The sequence below is a fragment of the Pseudomonas azadiae genome (assembly GCF_019145355.1).
Lineage (GTDB): Bacteria > Pseudomonadota > Gammaproteobacteria > Pseudomonadales > Pseudomonadaceae > Aquipseudomonas > Aquipseudomonas azadiae.
This window is the reverse complement of sequence record NZ_JAHSTY010000001.1, coordinates 3,012,664-3,028,935: the sequence shown is the minus strand read 5'-3', so window position 1 is coordinate 3,028,935 and position 16,272 is coordinate 3,012,664. Positions and strand designations below refer to the sequence as shown.

At 60.8% G+C, this 16,272-nt stretch carries 15 protein-coding genes; all 15 read left to right on the top strand.

The genetic code is table 11. The features are described 5' to 3' along the window. The first annotated feature begins 12 nt into the window (after positions 1-12). The 15 genes from KVG91_RS13830 to KVG91_RS13760 all read left to right on the top strand — a co-directional run bounded on the left by KVG91_RS13830 (position 13) and on the right by KVG91_RS13760 (position 16,272). Positions 13-333, top strand: coding sequence for an NAD(P) transhydrogenase subunit alpha (locus KVG91_RS13830; RefSeq protein WP_003233786.1), 321 nt, complete (start codon positions 13-15; stop codon positions 331-333). Next, a complete protein-coding gene (locus KVG91_RS13825; protein WP_169377767.1) occupies positions 333-1,769 on the top strand; it encodes an NAD(P)(+) transhydrogenase (Re/Si-specific) subunit beta in 1,437 nt (478 codons plus the stop codon). Before KVG91_RS13830 ends, KVG91_RS13825 begins: the two co-directional genes overlap by 1 nt. A gap of 179 nt (positions 1,770-1,948) precedes the next feature. Then, positions 1,949-3,442, top strand: a complete 1,494-nt coding sequence (locus tag KVG91_RS13820) for an acetyl-CoA hydrolase/transferase family protein (protein WP_169377766.1) — start codon at positions 1,949-1,951, stop codon at positions 3,440-3,442. A gap of 317 nt (positions 3,443-3,759) precedes the next feature. Next, positions 3,760-3,972: a DUF1127 domain-containing protein gene (locus tag KVG91_RS13815; RefSeq protein ID WP_076952254.1), complete on the top strand. Its 213-nt coding sequence runs from the start codon at positions 3,760-3,762 to the stop codon at positions 3,970-3,972. 340 nt (positions 3,973-4,312) lie between these two features. Beyond that, entirely contained in the window at positions 4,313-4,633 is a 321-nt protein-coding gene (locus tag KVG91_RS13810) for a DUF2388 domain-containing protein (RefSeq protein ID WP_169377765.1), read from the top strand. A gap of 80 nt (positions 4,634-4,713) precedes the next feature. Beyond that, positions 4,714-5,022 (top strand): DUF2388 domain-containing protein, encoded by a 309-nt coding sequence (locus tag KVG91_RS13805; protein ID WP_169377764.1) that lies wholly within the window; start codon positions 4,714-4,716, stop codon positions 5,020-5,022. Between the two features lie 38 nt (positions 5,023-5,060). Next, entirely contained in the window at positions 5,061-5,381 is a 321-nt protein-coding gene (locus tag KVG91_RS13800) for a DUF2388 domain-containing protein (RefSeq protein ID WP_169377763.1), read from the top strand. Further along, complete coding sequence (locus KVG91_RS13795) at positions 5,378-7,339, top strand: DUF7844 domain-containing protein (protein WP_169377762.1); 1,962 nt, start codon at positions 5,378-5,380, stop codon at positions 7,337-7,339. Before KVG91_RS13800 ends, KVG91_RS13795 begins: the two co-directional genes overlap by 4 nt. 375 nt (positions 7,340-7,714) lie before the next feature. Beyond that, positions 7,715-9,022 (top strand): CitMHS family transporter, encoded by a 1,308-nt coding sequence (locus KVG91_RS13790; RefSeq protein WP_076952249.1) that lies wholly within the window; start codon positions 7,715-7,717, stop codon positions 9,020-9,022. 67 nt (positions 9,023-9,089) lie between these two features. Continuing rightward, complete coding sequence (locus KVG91_RS13785; RefSeq protein ID WP_169377761.1) at positions 9,090-9,857, top strand: TerC family protein; 768 nt, start codon at positions 9,090-9,092, stop codon at positions 9,855-9,857. 209 nt (positions 9,858-10,066) lie between these two features. After that, positions 10,067-11,725, top strand: a complete 1,659-nt coding sequence (locus tag KVG91_RS13780) for a Na/Pi cotransporter family protein (RefSeq protein WP_169377760.1) — start codon at positions 10,067-10,069, stop codon at positions 11,723-11,725. Positions 11,726-11,782: 57 nt separating this feature from the next. After that, a complete protein-coding gene (locus KVG91_RS13775) occupies positions 11,783-13,165 on the top strand; it encodes a M16 family metallopeptidase (RefSeq protein WP_169377759.1) in 1,383 nt (460 codons plus the stop codon). A gap of 72 nt (positions 13,166-13,237) precedes the next feature. Then, positions 13,238-14,269, top strand: coding sequence for a DUF5924 family protein (locus KVG91_RS13770; RefSeq protein ID WP_169377758.1), 1,032 nt, complete (start codon positions 13,238-13,240; stop codon positions 14,267-14,269). A 54-nt stretch (positions 14,270-14,323) separates the two neighbouring features. Then, on the top strand, positions 14,324-15,472 hold the full coding sequence (locus KVG91_RS13765) for an ABC transporter permease (RefSeq protein WP_169377757.1): 1,149 nt from the start codon (positions 14,324-14,326) through the stop codon (positions 15,470-15,472). Then, a complete protein-coding gene (locus tag KVG91_RS13760; protein ID WP_404822387.1) occupies positions 15,469-16,272 on the top strand; it encodes an ABC transporter ATP-binding protein in 804 nt (267 codons plus the stop codon). Before KVG91_RS13765 ends, KVG91_RS13760 begins: the two co-directional genes overlap by 4 nt.

Sequence of the window (16,272 nt, the reverse complement as noted above, 5' to 3'; positions counted from 1 at the left end):
GGGATTCAGACGATGGAAGAGCTTATCTCCCCCGGTATCTACAACCTGATCATCTTTGTGCTGGCGATTTATGTCGGTTACCACGTGGTCTGGAACGTCACCCCCGCGCTGCACACGCCGTTGATGGCGGTCACCAACGCGATTTCGGCGATCGTCATCGTCGGCGCCATGTTGGCCGCGGCCCTCACCGTGACTCCGTTGGGCAAAACCATGGGCACCCTGGCCGTGGCACTGGCAGCGGTCAACGTGTTCGGCGGCTTCCTGGTCACCCGCAGGATGCTTGAGATGTTCAAGAAGAAAGCGCCCAAAGCTAAAGAAGAGGTGCAGAAATAATGAGTATGAATCTGGTCACGACGCTGTATCTGATTGCGTCGATCTGCTTCATCCAAGCCCTCAAGGGGCTTTCACACCCGACCACTTCACGGCGCGGCAACCTGTTCGGCATGCTTGGCATGGCCCTGGCGGTGCTCACCACCGTGGGTCTGATCTATAAGCTCGGCGCCGAGCTTGCAACTGCCGGTATCGGCTACGTGATCACTGGCCTGCTGGTCGGCGGCACCGCTGGCTCGATCATGGCCAAGCGCGTAGAAATGACCAAGATGCCGGAGCTGGTAGCGTTCATGCACAGCATGATCGGCCTGGCCGCGGTGTTCATCGCAATTGCCGCGGTGGTCGAGCCGCAATCCCTGGGCATCGTCAAACACTTGGGCGACGCGATTCCTGCGGGTAACCGGCTGGAGCTGTTCCTTGGTGCAGCCATCGGCGCCATCACCTTCTCCGGTTCGGTGATCGCGTTCGGCAAACTGTCGGGCAAGTACAAGTTCCGCCTTTTCCAGGGCGCACCGGTACAGTTCAGTGGTCAACACAAGATCAACCTGGTGCTGGGGCTGGCCACGTTGGGCCTGGGCCTGGCGTTCATGTTCACCGGCAACCTTACTGCCTTCGCGCTGATGCTGGCCCTGGCCTTTGTACTGGGCGTATTGATCATCATCCCAATCGGCGGCGCCGACATGCCGGTGGTGGTGTCGATGCTCAACAGCTACTCCGGCTGGGCGGCGGCGGGTATCGGCTTCTCGCTGAACAACTCGATGCTGATCATCGCCGGTTCCCTGGTGGGTTCGAGCGGCGCGATCCTGTCGTACATCATGTGCAAGGCGATGAACCGCTCGTTCTTTAATGTGCTGCTCGGCGGTTTCGGCAACACACCGGACGCCAGCGCCGCTGCAGGCTCCAAGGAAGCACGCCCGGTTAAGTCCGGCTCGGCAGACGACGCGACCTTCCTGCTGACCAACGCCGACACCGTTATCATCGTCCCGGGCTACGGCCTGGCAGTCGCTCGAGCGCAACACGCACTCAAAGAGCTGACGGAAAAACTGACTCACCGCGGCGTTACCGTGAAGTACGCGATCCATCCGGTGGCGGGCCGTATGCCTGGTCACATGAACGTACTGCTCGCCGAGGCCGAAGTGCCTTATGACCAAGTGTTCGAGATGGAAGACATCAACTCCGAGTTCGGTCAGGCCGACGTGGTGCTGGTGCTGGGCGCCAACGACGTGGTCAACCCGGCCGCCAAGAACGATCCGAACTCGCCGATTGCCGGCATGCCGATCCTCGAAGCGTTCAAGGCCAAGACCATCATCGTCAACAAGCGCTCGATGGCCAGCGGTTATGCCGGCCTGGATAACGAGCTGTTCTACCTGGACAAGACCATGATGGTCTTCGGTGACGCCAAGAAGGTCATCGAGGATATGGTCAAAGCCGTCGAGTAACACTGCTTCAGCGCAATACTCGAAACCCCGGCCTGCTATAGGCTGGGGTTTTTTATGACTGTATGAAACCCGACCAAAGGCTCTAAATCGCCGCCTGGCATTCGACCATGGTAGCGGGCCGAAATCTTTTGAAATCACTAAACTGCGCACCTTGCTTCCGTAGCCCGAGATAACAATCCATGTACCGTGATCGTATCCGCTTGCCTTCGTTGTTGAACAAGGTCATGAGCGCGGCAGACGCCGCCGCACTGATCGAGGACGGCATGACCGTCGGCATGAGCGGCTTCACCCGTGCCGGTGAAGCCAAGGCCGTCCCCCACGCCCTGGCCGAACGCGCCAAGACTTCCCCGCTGAAAATCACCCTGATGACCGGCGCCAGCCTGGGTAATGACCTGGACAAGCAACTCACCGAGGCAGGCGTACTGTCGCGACGCATGCCGTTTCAAGTTGACAGCACCCTGCGCAAAGCCATCAATGCCGGCGAAGTGATGTTTATCGACCAGCACTTATCGGAAACCGTCGAGCAACTGCGCAACAATCAGCTCAAGCTGCCGGATATCGCCGTGATTGAAGCGGTCGCGATCACCGAGCTTGGCCACATCGTTCCCACCACTTCCGTCGGCAACTCCGCCAGCTTCGCGATTTTTGCCAAGCAGGTGATCGTCGAGATCAACCTGGCGCACAACCCGAACCTGGAAGGGTTGCACGACATCTATATCCCGACCTACCGGCCGACGCGCACGCCGATCCCGCTGGTGAAGGTCGACGACCGTATCGGTAGCACCGCGATCCCGATCCCGCCGGAAAAGATCGTTGCCATCGTTATCACCAACCAGGCCGATTCCGCCTCCACCGTGACGCCGCCCGACAGCGACACCCAAGGCATCGCCAATCACCTGATCAACTTCCTCAAGCAGGAAGTCGACGCCGGGCGCATGACCAACAAGCTCGGCCCGTTGCAGGCCGGCATCGGCAACATCGCCAACGCGGTCATGTGCGGGTTGATCGAATCACCGTTCGAAGACCTGACCATGTATTCGGAAGTGTTGCAGGACTCGACCTTTGATCTGATCGATGCGGGCAAGCTGACCTTCGCGTCGGGCAGCTCGATCACCTTGTCGGAACGCCGTAACGCCGACGTATTCGGCAATCTGCAACACTATAAAGACAAGCTGGTGCTGCGCCCGCAGGAGATCTCCAACCACCCGGAAGTGGTGCGGCGCCTGGGCATCATCGCCATCAACACCGCGCTGGAGTTCGACATCTACGGCAACGTCAACTCCACCCATATCTGCGGCACGCGGATGATGAACGGGATTGGCGGCTCCGGGGACTTCGCGCGCAACGCGCACCTGGCGATCTTCGTCACCAAATCGATTGCCAAGGGCGGTGCGATTTCCAGTGTTGTCCCTATGGTCAGCCACGTGGACCACACCGAGCATGACGTCGACATCCTGGTCACAGAGATAGGCTTGGCCGACCTGCGCGGCTTGGCACCAAGAGAGCGCGCCCGGGTGATCATCGACAACTGCGTGCATCCGGCCTACCGCGATGCGCTGAACAGTTACTTCAATGCCGCCTGCGCTATCGGCGGCCACACTCCGCACATCCTGCGGGAAGCACTGAGCTGGCACATTAACTTGGAAGAAACCGGGCATATGCTCAAAGCGTGAGTGACACAGATCCGAGCTGATGCGCATACAGATTCATCAGCTCGCTTCTTAATCCGCACTTCCTGAAAAAACTGTACTGCTGTACCGGTCTTTTCCTACCGAAACTTCTTACATGCCACGCCAAAATTACCTATTTCGCACTGTTTCAGTGCAGACAGGTACAGTTGCCCCATTTCCGAACAGTACAGCACCCTTAAACAGTTAACTGCCCTCTCACAATACAAGTGAACTGTATCTAGAGAGTCTTGCGCGGGGAGAGGATCATTGGCATCAGTTAAACCACTACCTAATCCCGCCACAAGCGGAAGGATGTCATCATGGAACGTACACTCAGTTCCGATCTGTTCTCTGAAAAAGCTGTCAGCAACCAATCCGCCATGCCTTTGCGCGTTCTCGCCAACCTGATGTTGTGGCAGCGCCGCATTTCCAGCCGCCACCAACTGGCTCGCCTGGACTCGCGTCTGCTGGCTGATGCCGGTATCAGCGAAGCTCAACGCTACGAAGAGCTGAGCAAGCCGTTCTGGCGCTAACTTAGCGCTCGCTGGCCCTGACCTGTCGGGTCCACTGCCAGCACCCAGATTTGTCAGACAAAGCCCGCCCCGGGAAACCGGTGGCGGGCTTTGTTGTTCATACCAGGCCCTCTAAACAGAGACAGGCCCAACATGAGTACAGTTTTTAATTTCATATAATTAACAGGTACAGTTTTACACCGCTATAAACGCTACCAGAACAGATAAGCGGCAGATTAATATCTGACTCATCACGTGGCGAACGTCGCCGAGCCGGCGTCTGACCTTTGATGAAAGCCATGCTCTCGACAGGGCCGGCCCTGCGCCACCTCGTCTATCTACCCTCCAAAGGAGTCATCCCATGTCCCGCTTTCGCTTACTGAGTGCTGCCGCCCTGTTGACCCTGGCCGCCAGCGCCAACGCCACCAGCTTTATCGTGACCACCGATTCCATCGTCGGCGCGCTGAAAGCCACTTCCGACGCTAGCTCGGACGCCACTTCGTCCCTGCGCGACAGCAAGGTCGTACGCGCCGCCCGCGACGACGCCGCCAGCTTTGTGGCAAGCGAAGGTGCCATCTGTGGCGTGAAACTGGAAAGCGCCCTGGCCCAGATCCGTCAGCAAGCACCGCAACTCAATACCGCGACTGACGCACAGCTGGCCCAGGCCATCCTGGCTATCTGACGGCAGGACCGATGCCTGGGCACTGGCTCTCGCCCGGGCATTACGCTAGCCTTGACGCTCGCTTTCAGTTATCGAGTCCCATGGCTTTTTCATATCGCCTTTTAATAGTGCCTGTGTTGCTTTGCACCACCTGGTCGCCCTTGGTTTCGGCCTTTGACTTGATCACCCAGGGCACCGTCGCGAGCGCGTACGCCACCAGTAAGGTGACTTCCGCGCCCTTCGACAGAAAAGTGATAATGGCCGCCCAGGACGATGCTGCCGCGTTTATTGCCACTGACGGCCAATGGCGGGGCGCACGGCTGGAGTCAGCGCTGGATTATCTGCGCCGCAGCCAGCCAAAACTTAACGTCAGCGACCTTGAACTGGCGCAAGCAATTCTCGTCCAATAACCATCTTTGATTTCATCTTTTGTAACTGGAGTTATTCCATGCGTAGCCCGCTGATCGCCGCCACCCTTGGCCTGCTGTTGTTGGCCGACGTCGCCCAGGCGCAAACCCTCGTGGCCACCAGTAACATCATTGTTCGCGCTTCTGGCCGCACCATTGATTTCACCTCGGACACCACCACCTCCATCCGTGACTCCAAGGTCGTACGCGAAGCTCACGATGACGCCGCCAGTTTCGTTGCCACCAATGGCGATATCCGTGGCGCGCGGTTGGAAGCTGCCTTCGACACCCTGCGCACACGCCTGCCGGAAGCCCGCGGCGCCAGTGACCAGACGCTCGCAGAAGCCATCCTCGCACTGTGAGGCGAATCGCCGCCTGGCTCCTGGCCGGGGCTGTGCTGCTGTGTGCCGGCGCGGCCCAGGCCAGCCTGCAACTGCGGCTCAAGACCGAAGGTTTGAGCCCGGCTGAACAGCGGGCCAGCCAGGCGTTGCTCGACGAAGCGCTGCGCTCGTTGCCGCCGCGCTTCATCGAGCAATTGGACCGCCGCATCGATGTCGGCTGGACCGACAAGATGCCCGGGAACGCCTATGGGCAAGCTTCACTGGTGTCCGAACTGGACCTCAACCGCAACCTGCTGGCCAGCCTGACCGATGGCAGCGCAGCCACCCAGAAAACCAATCGCCCCCACGGCACCGTGCGCCGGGAAATGCTTGCCACCGTGCTGCATGAACTGACGCACATCTACGACCGTGCGCGCCTGTGGTCCAAGGAAGACCGCACGCTGATCAATCGTTGCAGCCGCCAGAACAACCTCACCGGCTTGATCGGCCTGCCTGATCAATGCCGTGGCCAGAACGGCCGACGCTTTACCCTCAGCGATGACCCACGCCTGCTTGACCTCGCCGGCTGGCCGCAATATGTGGGTCGTCGCGGCGAAAGGGAGCAGAACAACCATCAGGTCGCCCGTAGCCCGGACATTTACGAAACCACCAGCCCGCTCGAGTTCGTGGCGGTCAACATGGAGTACTTCCTGCTTGACCCAAGCTACGCCTGCCGCCGTCCAGCGCTATTTCGTTATTACAAGGAACACTTCGGCTGGGCGCCGCCGGAACAAGACACTTGCGCCAACACCTACGCGTTCTTGAACGCTGGCAACGATTTCGCCAAGACCCCGCTGGGCCAGGTCGACCCGGAGCGCGTCTACGAAATCGACTACCTGTTGGCCGAAGCCAACCAGAACCTGGTCAGCCGCTGGGGCCACAGCATGTTGCGCCTGGTGATCTGCGCGCCGGGCCGGCCGCGCGGGCCGGATTGCCGGCTGGATCTGGACCAGCACCTGGTGTTGTCCTACCGCGCTTTCGTCGGTGATGTACAGCTGTCGAGCTGGGATGGCCTGGTCGGCAAATACCCGTCGCGGTTATTTGTGCTGCCGCTGGCACAAGTGATCGACGAGTACACCAAGACTGAGCTGCGCGGCCTGGCCTCCGTACCGTTGAAATTGACCCGCCAGGAAATCAACGCCACAGTCGAGCATGCTGCCGAAATGCACTGGAGCTACGACGGCAACTACTTCTTTATCTCCAACAACTGCGCAGTGGAGAGCCTGAAACTGTTACGCAGCGGCAGCGCCAATCCGCAACTGACCGGGTTGGATAACATCACCCCCAACGGTTTGCTTGAGGTTCTAAGCGCCCGCGGCCTGGCCGACACCAGCGTACTGGACGACAAACGCAGGGCATTGCGCCTGGGTTATCACTTCGACTCCTTCCGCGAACGCTACCAGGCCATGTTCGATGTACTGCGCAAATACCTGCCGATCAAGCAGACCCAGGTCGAAGACTGGCTGTCTCTCAGCGCTAAGGAGCGGCGCCAGTGGTTCGGCCAGGCGGACCTGCGTACCAGCGCCGCGCTGTTACTGCTTGAGCAGGCGAGCTTTCGCAAACAGTTGATGCTGGCCCAGGACGAGGTCAAGCAACGCTACCTCGGCGCTCGCGAGCTGAAAAACGGCGGCATGGAGAAAGCCAACGCCACGCTGCAGCAGATCCTCGCCAACAGCGGCTTCCTTAGCCGCCCCGCCGAACTGCTGGGCAGCGGTGGCTACGGCCTGCCGCAACCGTCGGAAGCCAAACGCCTGGAATCGGAAAGCGCCGAGCGCCAGAAGCAGTTGCAATCGCTGACCGGCGAGCTGGATAAAGAGGTCAGGGCGCTGCTGGATCCTTCCCGCGCCGCCGAGATTGCTGCCTGCGAAGCCAACCTCAAGCAGATCGGCGAACACCTGCGCACACTGCACAAAGCCGCCGGCGGCCTCGAGCTGCCCTGAAAACCTACTGCCAAACACAGTCTAAATGTGGGAGCTGGCTTGCCTGCGATAGCCTCACCTCGGTTCAACTGAATGACTGAGGTGTCTGCATCACAGGCAAGCCAGCTCCCACATTGGATCTGTGCAAATTTGAAGCGCGAGTGTCTGCCCTTCATCAGCTGTTTTGCCAGCGAAAGCTGGCTGAAAGCTTATCCGTCTAGGATCACCTCCAACTGCCGGCAACAGACCGGCTGTACACAACAACAATGGTGATTCCCGATGTCCGTCCGTACCCGCCTGTTTGCCCCGACTCCCCCCGTACGCCTCGTGCCTTTCGTTCTGCGCTGACCCGCCCGGTTCGCCATTCCCTAGCCGCGCTACGCCTGGAGTATTCCTATGCTGACTTTCCTTGGCTTTGCCATGGTCATCACGTTCATGTTCCTGATCATGACCAAGCGCCTGTCCGCGCTGATCGCCCTGATCATCGTGCCGATCCTGTTTGCCTTGTTCGGCGGTTTCGCGCCGAAGATCGGCCCGATGATGCTCGAAGGCATCACCAAGCTCGCGCCGACCGGCGTAATGCTGATGTTCGCCATCCTCTATTTTGCCCTGATGATCGACTCCGGCCTGTTCGACCCGGCCGTGCGCAAGATCCTCAAGATGGTCAAGGGCGACCCGCTCAAGGTTTCCGTCGGTACTGCGGTGCTGGCGCTGGTGGTGTCACTCGACGGTGACGGCGCCACCACCTACATGATCTGCGTAGCCGCGATGTTGCCGCTGTACCAGCGCATCGGCATGAGCCCACGGATCATGGCCGGCTTGATCATCCTCGCCGGGGGCGTGATGAACATGACCCCCTGGGGCGGCCCGACGGCCCGTGCCGCCAGTGCGTTGCATGTGGACCCGTCGGACATTTTCGTGCCGATGATCCCCGCAATGGCCGCCGGCGTCGTGGCGATCCTGGCGATCGCCTACATGTACGGCAAACGCGAACGTGCCCGTCTGGGTGAATTGCACCTGATCGGCGATGAAGTCGACCACAGTGAAATCAGCGTGTCGCAATTCCCGGACGCCCGTCGTCCGAAGCTGATCTGGTTCAACGGCGCGCTGACGCTGGCCCTGATGTGCACACTGATTGCCGGCCTGTTGCCGCTGCCGGTGCTGTTCATGGTGGCGTTCAGCATCGCGATGATCGTCAACTACCCCTGCCTGCAACAGCAGAAAGACCGCGTCGCCGCCCACGCCGGCAGCGTCCTGGCGGTGGTGGGACTGATCTTCGCCGCCGGTATTTTCACCGGTATCCTGTCCGGTACCGGCATGGTCGACGCGATGTCCAAGAGCCTGCTGGCGGTCATTCCGGAAGCGATGGGCCCTTACCTGGCGGTGATCACCGCGCTGGTGAGCATGCCGTTCACCTTCTTCATGTCCAACGACGCGTTCTACTATGGCGTACTGCCGGTACTCGCCGAAGCAGCGAGCCACTACGGCATCACCGCCGTGGAAATGGCCCGTGCCTCCATCGTTGGCCAGCCTGTGCACTTGCTCAGTCCGCTGGTTCCCTCGACGTACCTGCTGGTGGCCCTGGCCGGCATCGAATTTGGCGATCACCAGCGCTTCACCCTGAAGTGGGCAGTGCTGGTTTGCCTGTGCATAATGGTCGCCGCATTGCTGATGGGGATTTTTCCGCTGTTCAGCACTCTATAATCGTACCTACTCACTCACCGCGCGGCGCTGCAGCTTGCGCGGTTAACACTTGCTCAAAGGAATACACATGGAATGGCTGACCAATCCGGAAATCTGGATTGCCTTCTTCACCCTGACGGCCCTCGAGATCGTCCTGGGTATCGATAACATCATCATGATTTCGATCCTGGTCAGCCGCATGCCCAAGCACATGCAGGCGCGCACCCGGATCTTCGGCCTGGCGCTGGCCATGGTCACGCGCATCCTGTTGCTGCTCTCGATCACGTGGGTCATGCAATTGACCAACGATCTGTTCGTGGTCTTCGGCGAGGGCATCTCGGGGCGTGACCTGATCCTGTTCTTCGGTGGCCTGTTCCTGCTGTGGAAAAGCTCCCAGGAGATGTACCACGCGCTGGAAGGTGAGGACGAAACCCACGACGAGCCGAAGGGCGCCGGTGGCAAGTTCATCTACACCATCATCCAGATCGCGATCATCGACATCGTGTTCTCCCTGGACTCGGTGATCACTGCGGTCGGCATGGTCTCCCATGTGCCGGTCATGGTCGCTGCAATCATCGTGGCAGTACTGGTGATGATGCTGGCCGCTGGCAAGATCAGCGAATTCATCGACAAGCACCCTTCGCTGAAAATGCTCGCGCTGTCGTTCCTGCTGGTCGTGGGTACCGTGCTGATTGCCGAATCCTTCGACGTGCACGTGCCAAAAGGCTACGTTTACTTCGCCATGGCGTTCTCGCTGGCGGTCGAGGCGGTGAACATCAAGATGCGCACCGCTATCGCGAAAAAAAGGAAACAGCAGGATCCAGTGAAACTGCGCAAGGACGTTCCGGGTCAATAAGCTGATCCGCTGCTGAAAAAGGGGCGTTCGCGCCCCTTTTTTCATATCCGCAGAAACCGCTTCATGACAGTTTTGTTTCAAGCCCCACTTTAGCTATGCGATGCTGGCGCAGAGCCTATTCGCCAACTACAGCTTAAGTACAAGACGTAGAGCGGCACGCGGCACTTTTTACTGCTCCTGCTGGAGCGCACCCACACGGGGGGCCGAGCATGCTGACCTTGCTCAATCTGCTTTCCGCCGTGACCCTGCTGATCTGGGGCACGCACATCGTCCGTACCGGCATCCTGCGGGTCTACGGTTCCAACTTGCGCCAAGTCATCGGGCAGAACATGTCCAAGCGCTGGCTGGCGTTTATTGCCGGCATCCTGGTGACAGCCATGGTGCAGAGCAGCAACGCTACGGCGATGCTGGTGACGTCTTTTGTCGGCCAGGGCTTGATGGGGCTGATGCCCGCCCTGGCAACCATGCTCGGAGCCGACGTCGGTACGGCATTGATGGCGCGGGTGCTGACGTTTGACCTGTCCTGGCTGTCGCCGCTGCTGATTTTCCTCGGTGTCATTTTCTTCCTGTCGCGCAAACAGACACGGGCAGGGCAGTTGGGTCGGGTGGCGATCGGCCTCGGACTGATCATCCTCGCGCTGCAACTGATCGTCGAAGCCGCCGGGCCCATCACCCATGCCCAAGGCGTGAAAGTGCTGTTTGCCTCACTGACCGGCGACATCTTGCTCGACGCCTTAGTCGGCGCCTTGTTCGCGATGATTTCCTACTCCAGCCTGGCCGCCGTCCTGTTGACGGCCACCCTTGCCGGCGCCGGCGTCATCGGCCTGCACGTGGCCATCGGACTGGTGATCGGCGCCAACATCGGCAGCGGCGTGCTGGCTTTCCTCAGCACCAACATGCAAAACGCCGCCGGGCGCCAAGTGGCCCTGGGTAGCCTGCTGTACAAATTGATCGGCCTGTTGCTGATCATTCCAGTGCTCGACCCGCTGGTGCTGTGGATGGACGATCTGGACTACAGTGCCCAAGGCATGGTCATCACCTTCCACCTGCTCTACAACGTCAGCCGCTGCCTGATTCTGCTGCCCACAATCGGCCCGATGTCGCGCCTGTGCGCCTGGCTGCTGCCCGAGCGTGAAGAGCTCAACGGCAAGGCCAAGCCACGCCACCTGGACCCGACCGCACTCACCACACCCAGCCTGGCCCTGGCCAATGCCGCTCGCGAGACCCTGCGCCTGGGCGATCTGATCGACAACATGCTCACCGCCATGCAGGAAGTACTGCGCGGCAAACAAACCACCATCACCCAGGAAATGCGCAGCCTCAGCGACGATGTCGAAGCGCTGTACAGCGCGATCAAGCTGTACCTGGCGCAAATGCCCCGTGAAGACCTCAGTGAACAGGACAGTCGCCGCTGGGCCGAGATTATCGAGCTGTCGATCAACCTCAAGCTCGCCGGCGACCTGATCGAACGCATGCTGCGCAAAGTCCAGCAGCAAAAAACCTCACAGCGTCGGCAGTTTTCCGAAGTCGGCCTGGAAGAACTCAGCGGCCTGCACAGCCAGTTGATCGCCAACCTGCGTCTGGGCCTGTCGGTATTCCTCAGTGCCGACCCGCACAGCGCTCGCCAATTGCTGCGGGAGAAGCGCCGCTTCCGCGCCCAGGAACGCCGCCTGGCCCATGCTCACGTCAGTCGCCTGCAGCGCAAGATCGTACAGAGCCTGGAGACCAGTTCCCTGCACTTGGAGCTGATTGCCGACATGAAACGCCTGAACTCGTTGTTTTGCAGCAGTGCCTATGTGGTGCTGGAAACGTCCGACACCGGCGCGCTGTCCGCCGAAGATATCGTCGACATCACGCATTCGCCCTGAACGTACGGTGGCCCGTGAAGTCAGTTAAAGCTGACCTCACTCGCCAGGAAGCTTGTTATGCGTCGCCTGTTATTTGCGTGCCTGCTCATGGGCGCCGCCAACGCCTTTGCCTTTGACCGCCTGCAAGTCGAGGGCTACACCTTGCCCAACGGCCTGCAATTGCTGCTCAAGCCGGGCACCGAGCGCGGGCATGTGGCGATCCGACTGGTGGTGGGCGTAGGCCTGGATGATTTCGGCTGCGAAGATAAAGAGCTGCCGCACCTGCTGGAGCACTTGCTGTTCAGCGGCATCGACGGCGGCGGCGAAGGCGAACTCGAGGACCGCATGCAAGCCTTGGGCGGCGAATGGAACGCCTACACCAGCAATGCCGACACCACCTTTGTGATTGAGGCGCCGGCGCAGAACCAGCGCAAGGTGCTCGACCTGCTCCTGGCGATCATCACCCGTACCGAACTGACCGACGCCAACATCAACGCCGCCAAGCGCGTCGTCGAACGTGAGGACGGCGGCCATTATTCCCACCTGCAACGCCTGTTGGACCGTCAGGACCTGGGCCACACCGCCAGTAATCAACTGGCCGTCGAGCTCGGGCTCAAGTGCGCCGAACGCGCCGGGGTCGATCACCTGACGCGAGGCCAGTTGGAGGCCCTGCACAAAAACTGGTATGCCCCCAACAACATGACGCTGATCATCGTTGGCGACCTCGACAAACTGCTGCCGGCCTACCTGGAACGCACCTATGGCCAACTCGATCCGGTCGAGCCGAGCGAGCATCCGGCGCTGCCGCAGATCCAGCACGCCGCTGCCGGCCACCGCGAACTGATCCATGGCTGGGTCGGCAACAGCGCCAAATTGCACTGGCTGTTTCCCGAGCCGGTACTGGCTGACGGGCATGACGAAACCTACGACCTGCTCAAGGACTACCTCGACTGGGCGCTGTATCGCCAACTGCGCCTCAAGCATGGGTTGTCCTACGGCCCCTGGAGCGAGCGTGAAGTGCTCGGTGGCATCGGCTTCCTCAGCCTGAATGCCGACCTTGAGCGCGAAAACCTCGCCGAAGCCGAACAGGTGCTCCAAGACCTCAAGGCGCAGTTGCTCAAGGATGGCCTCGACCCGGCGGTATTCGCGCGCCTGCAACAAGCCGCCATCGCACGACAGGCCTGGGCCGTGCAGGGCAACAGCGCCTTGGCCGACTATTACTGGAGCGCATCCGGCGATTACACCAACGGTCACTTCAGCGACCCGGTCAAACGCATCAAGGCCGTGAGCCTGGAGCAGACCAACCGCGCCATGCGCCAGGTGTTCCAGCAACCCGGCTACTGGCGCATCGAAAAACCACTGCTGAGCTACGATGCGCTCAGTTGGATCGGCGCCGGCGTGCTTGGGCTGATCGTCATTGCGCTGATCGGGTTGCGGGGTTATCGCAAACGGATCGCGTAATGAGGCACCGGACACTGAGCCAAGACGTTATTCTGTCTGGGATTTCTCCTACCAAAGACTGCGAACCGCCGAATGCAAACCCTGACCCGCTTGATCACCCGCATTCTCGAACTGATGAAGCGCTACCCAGGAGTGATAGCGCTCGGCGGCTTCATCTCAGGCGTGGGCAGTTTCATCCTGGTGGATCGCCAGCAGGGCATGGCCAGTTGGATCGCGGTGATCATGCTGGTGAGCTGGCTGTGGCTGATGCTGGAAAACAGCTTTACCCAGCTGTTCACCAAGCTCTTCAAGCGCGAAATCCCTGAACCGCTGTTGCGCTACGCGACCCAGATGATCCACCAGGAAAGTCTGTTTTTTGTGCTGCCATTCTTTTTCATCACCACCGCATGGAACAGCGGCCAGTCGATTTTCACCGGCCTGCTCGGGGCAGCTGCCCTGGTGTCGATCATCGATCCGCTGTACTACAAATGGCTGGCGCCCAAACGCTCGCTGTTCCTCGCGCTGCACACCTTCACCCTGTTCGCCGCGCTGCTCACTGCGCTGCCGATCATCCTGCACCTGACCACCGCCGAGAGTTACAAGCTGGCGCTCGGCGTGGCGATGGCATTGTCGATTCCAAGCCTGGCCGTGAGCCTGCCGCTGCGCAGCCTCAAAGGCTGGGCAATGCTGCTGGGGGTCACGGCCGCCATCGGCTGCGCCGGCTGGTTCCTGCGCAGTTGGGTGCCGCCGGCCACCTTGTGGATGACCGAAGTGGCGATCAGCACTCAACTGCAGGACCGCACGCCCGGCGACCACCTCAAGGAAGTCACCGCCGCCCAACTGCGCAGCGGCGGGCTGTACGCCTATACCGCGATCAACGCCCCGCGCGGCCTGGATGAGCGGATCTACCACGTGTGGAAGTTCAACGGCAAAGAGGTCGACCGTATCGCCTTGGACATCCACGGCGGGCGCAAGGAGGGCTACCGCGCCTGGACCCACAAACAGAATTTCCCGGCCGACGCAGTGGGACGCTGGCAGGTGCGCGTGCTGACCGAAGACGGGCAAGTGATCGGCGTGCTGCGCTTCAAAGTGACGGACACAGCACAAACGGACAATCCAAAATAGCCAGGATCGTGCTATTACGTAGCAATTGTGGATAGCCAAACAAGCTCGGAGCTTATGACCACCAGCACGACGGCCGGCGCCGCCCATCTCGATACGTCCACCACCCCGCCACAGCTGCGGATTACGGGGGACTGGACGCTTGCCCACTATGCCAGCCTGAAGAAGCTGTCGGACAAGCTCGACGGCCAGTACGACGCCGGCGCGCGCATCGACCTCAACGGCCTCGGCGCCCTGGATACCGCTGGCGCTTCGCTGCTGGTGGAGTTGCTGGGGCCGACCCGCATCGAGCAATCGGCCGAACAGACCGACTGCAGTCTGTCTGCCGCTGACCGCGCATTACTCAAGACCGTCTACCGCTCCCTGAATGACTTTTGCGTGCCGGAAAAAGCACCGGAAGAAGCCACCGGCATTCAGGTGCTGGCGCGCATCGGCCGGGCGGTGGACACCGTGTGGCAGGACAGCAAGCAACTGCTGGGCTTTATCGGCCTGATCATCGAAACGTTCGCTCGCGGCCTGTTGCGGCCCAAGCGTTGGCGTATCACGCCGATGGTTGCGCATATCGAACAGACCGGCCTCGACGCCGCGCCCATCGTGGCCCTGCTCACCTTTCTAGTGGGTGCGGTAGTCGCGTTTCTCGGTGCCACGGTGCTTGAAAGCTTCGGCGCCACCATTTTCACCGTGGACCTGGTGGCGTTCTCGTTCCTGCGCGAATTCGGCGTGCTGCTCACCGCTATCCTGATGGCCGGCCGCACCGCCAGTGCCTTTACCGCACAGATCGGTTCGATGAAGGCCAACGAAGAAATCGACGCCATCCGCACGCTGGGCCTGGACCCGATGGAGTTGCTGGTACTGCCCCGCGTACTCGCGCTGTTGGTGGCACTGCCGATGCTGACCTTCCTGGCGATGCTCTCGGGGATCATCGGCGGCGGCGTGGTGTGCGCCGTGGCCCTGGATATTTCGCCGGCGATGTTTCTGTCACTGCTGCACTCGGACATCGGCGTGCAGCACTTCGTGGTGGGCATGATCAAGGCGCCGATCTTCGCCTTCCTGATCGCGGCCATCGGCTGCCTGGAAGGCTTCAAGGTCAGCGGCAGCGCCGAGTCGGTTGGGGCTCACACCACCTCCAGCGTGGTGCAATCGATCTTTGTGGTGATCGTGCTGGATGCGGTGGCCGCGCTGTTCTTCATGGAGATGGGCTGGTGAGTCGCCTGCACCGAGCGCCCACTGAGGCGGTGATTGAAGTGCGAGGGCTGTGCAATCGCTTTGGCAGCCAAAGCGTGCACGAGGACCTCGACCTGGATGTGTACAAGGGCGAGATCCTGGCCGTGGTCGGCGGTTCCGGCAGCGGCAAGTCGGTGCTGCTGCGCAGCATTGTCGGCCTGCGCCGGCCCAGTGAAGGCGAAGTGCGGGTGTTCGGCAAGAACCTGCCAGACCTCGCGGAACATGAGCGCTCGCTGGTTGAACGACGCTTCGGCGTGCTGTTCCAGAAGGGCGCGCTGTTCTCCTCGCTGACCGTGACCGAGAATGTCGCGCTGCCGTTGATCGAACACGCCGGCCTCAGCCGCCGCGACGCCGAGCACCTGGCCGCGGTCAAGCTGGCCCTGGCCGGGTTGCCGCTGTCGGCGGCCGACAAATACCCGGCCTCGCTGTCCGGCGGCATGATCAAGCGCGCCGCCTTGGCCCGTGCCCTGGCCCTGGACCCGGACATACTGTTCCTCGACGAACCTACCGCCGGCCTCGATCCGATTGGCGCGGCGCAGTTCGACCAATTGATCCTGACCCTGCGCGATGCGCTGGGCCTGAGTGTGTTTCTGGTCACTCACGACCTTGACACGCTGTACACCATCACCGATCGCGTGGCGGTGCTGGCGCAGAAGAAAGTCCTGGTGGCTGGCGCCATTGACATCGTCTCGGAAACGGACGACGCGTGGATTCACGAATACTTCCACGGCCCCCGTGGCCGCGCGGCATTGGATGCCGCTCAATCGCTCAACGAGGTATGA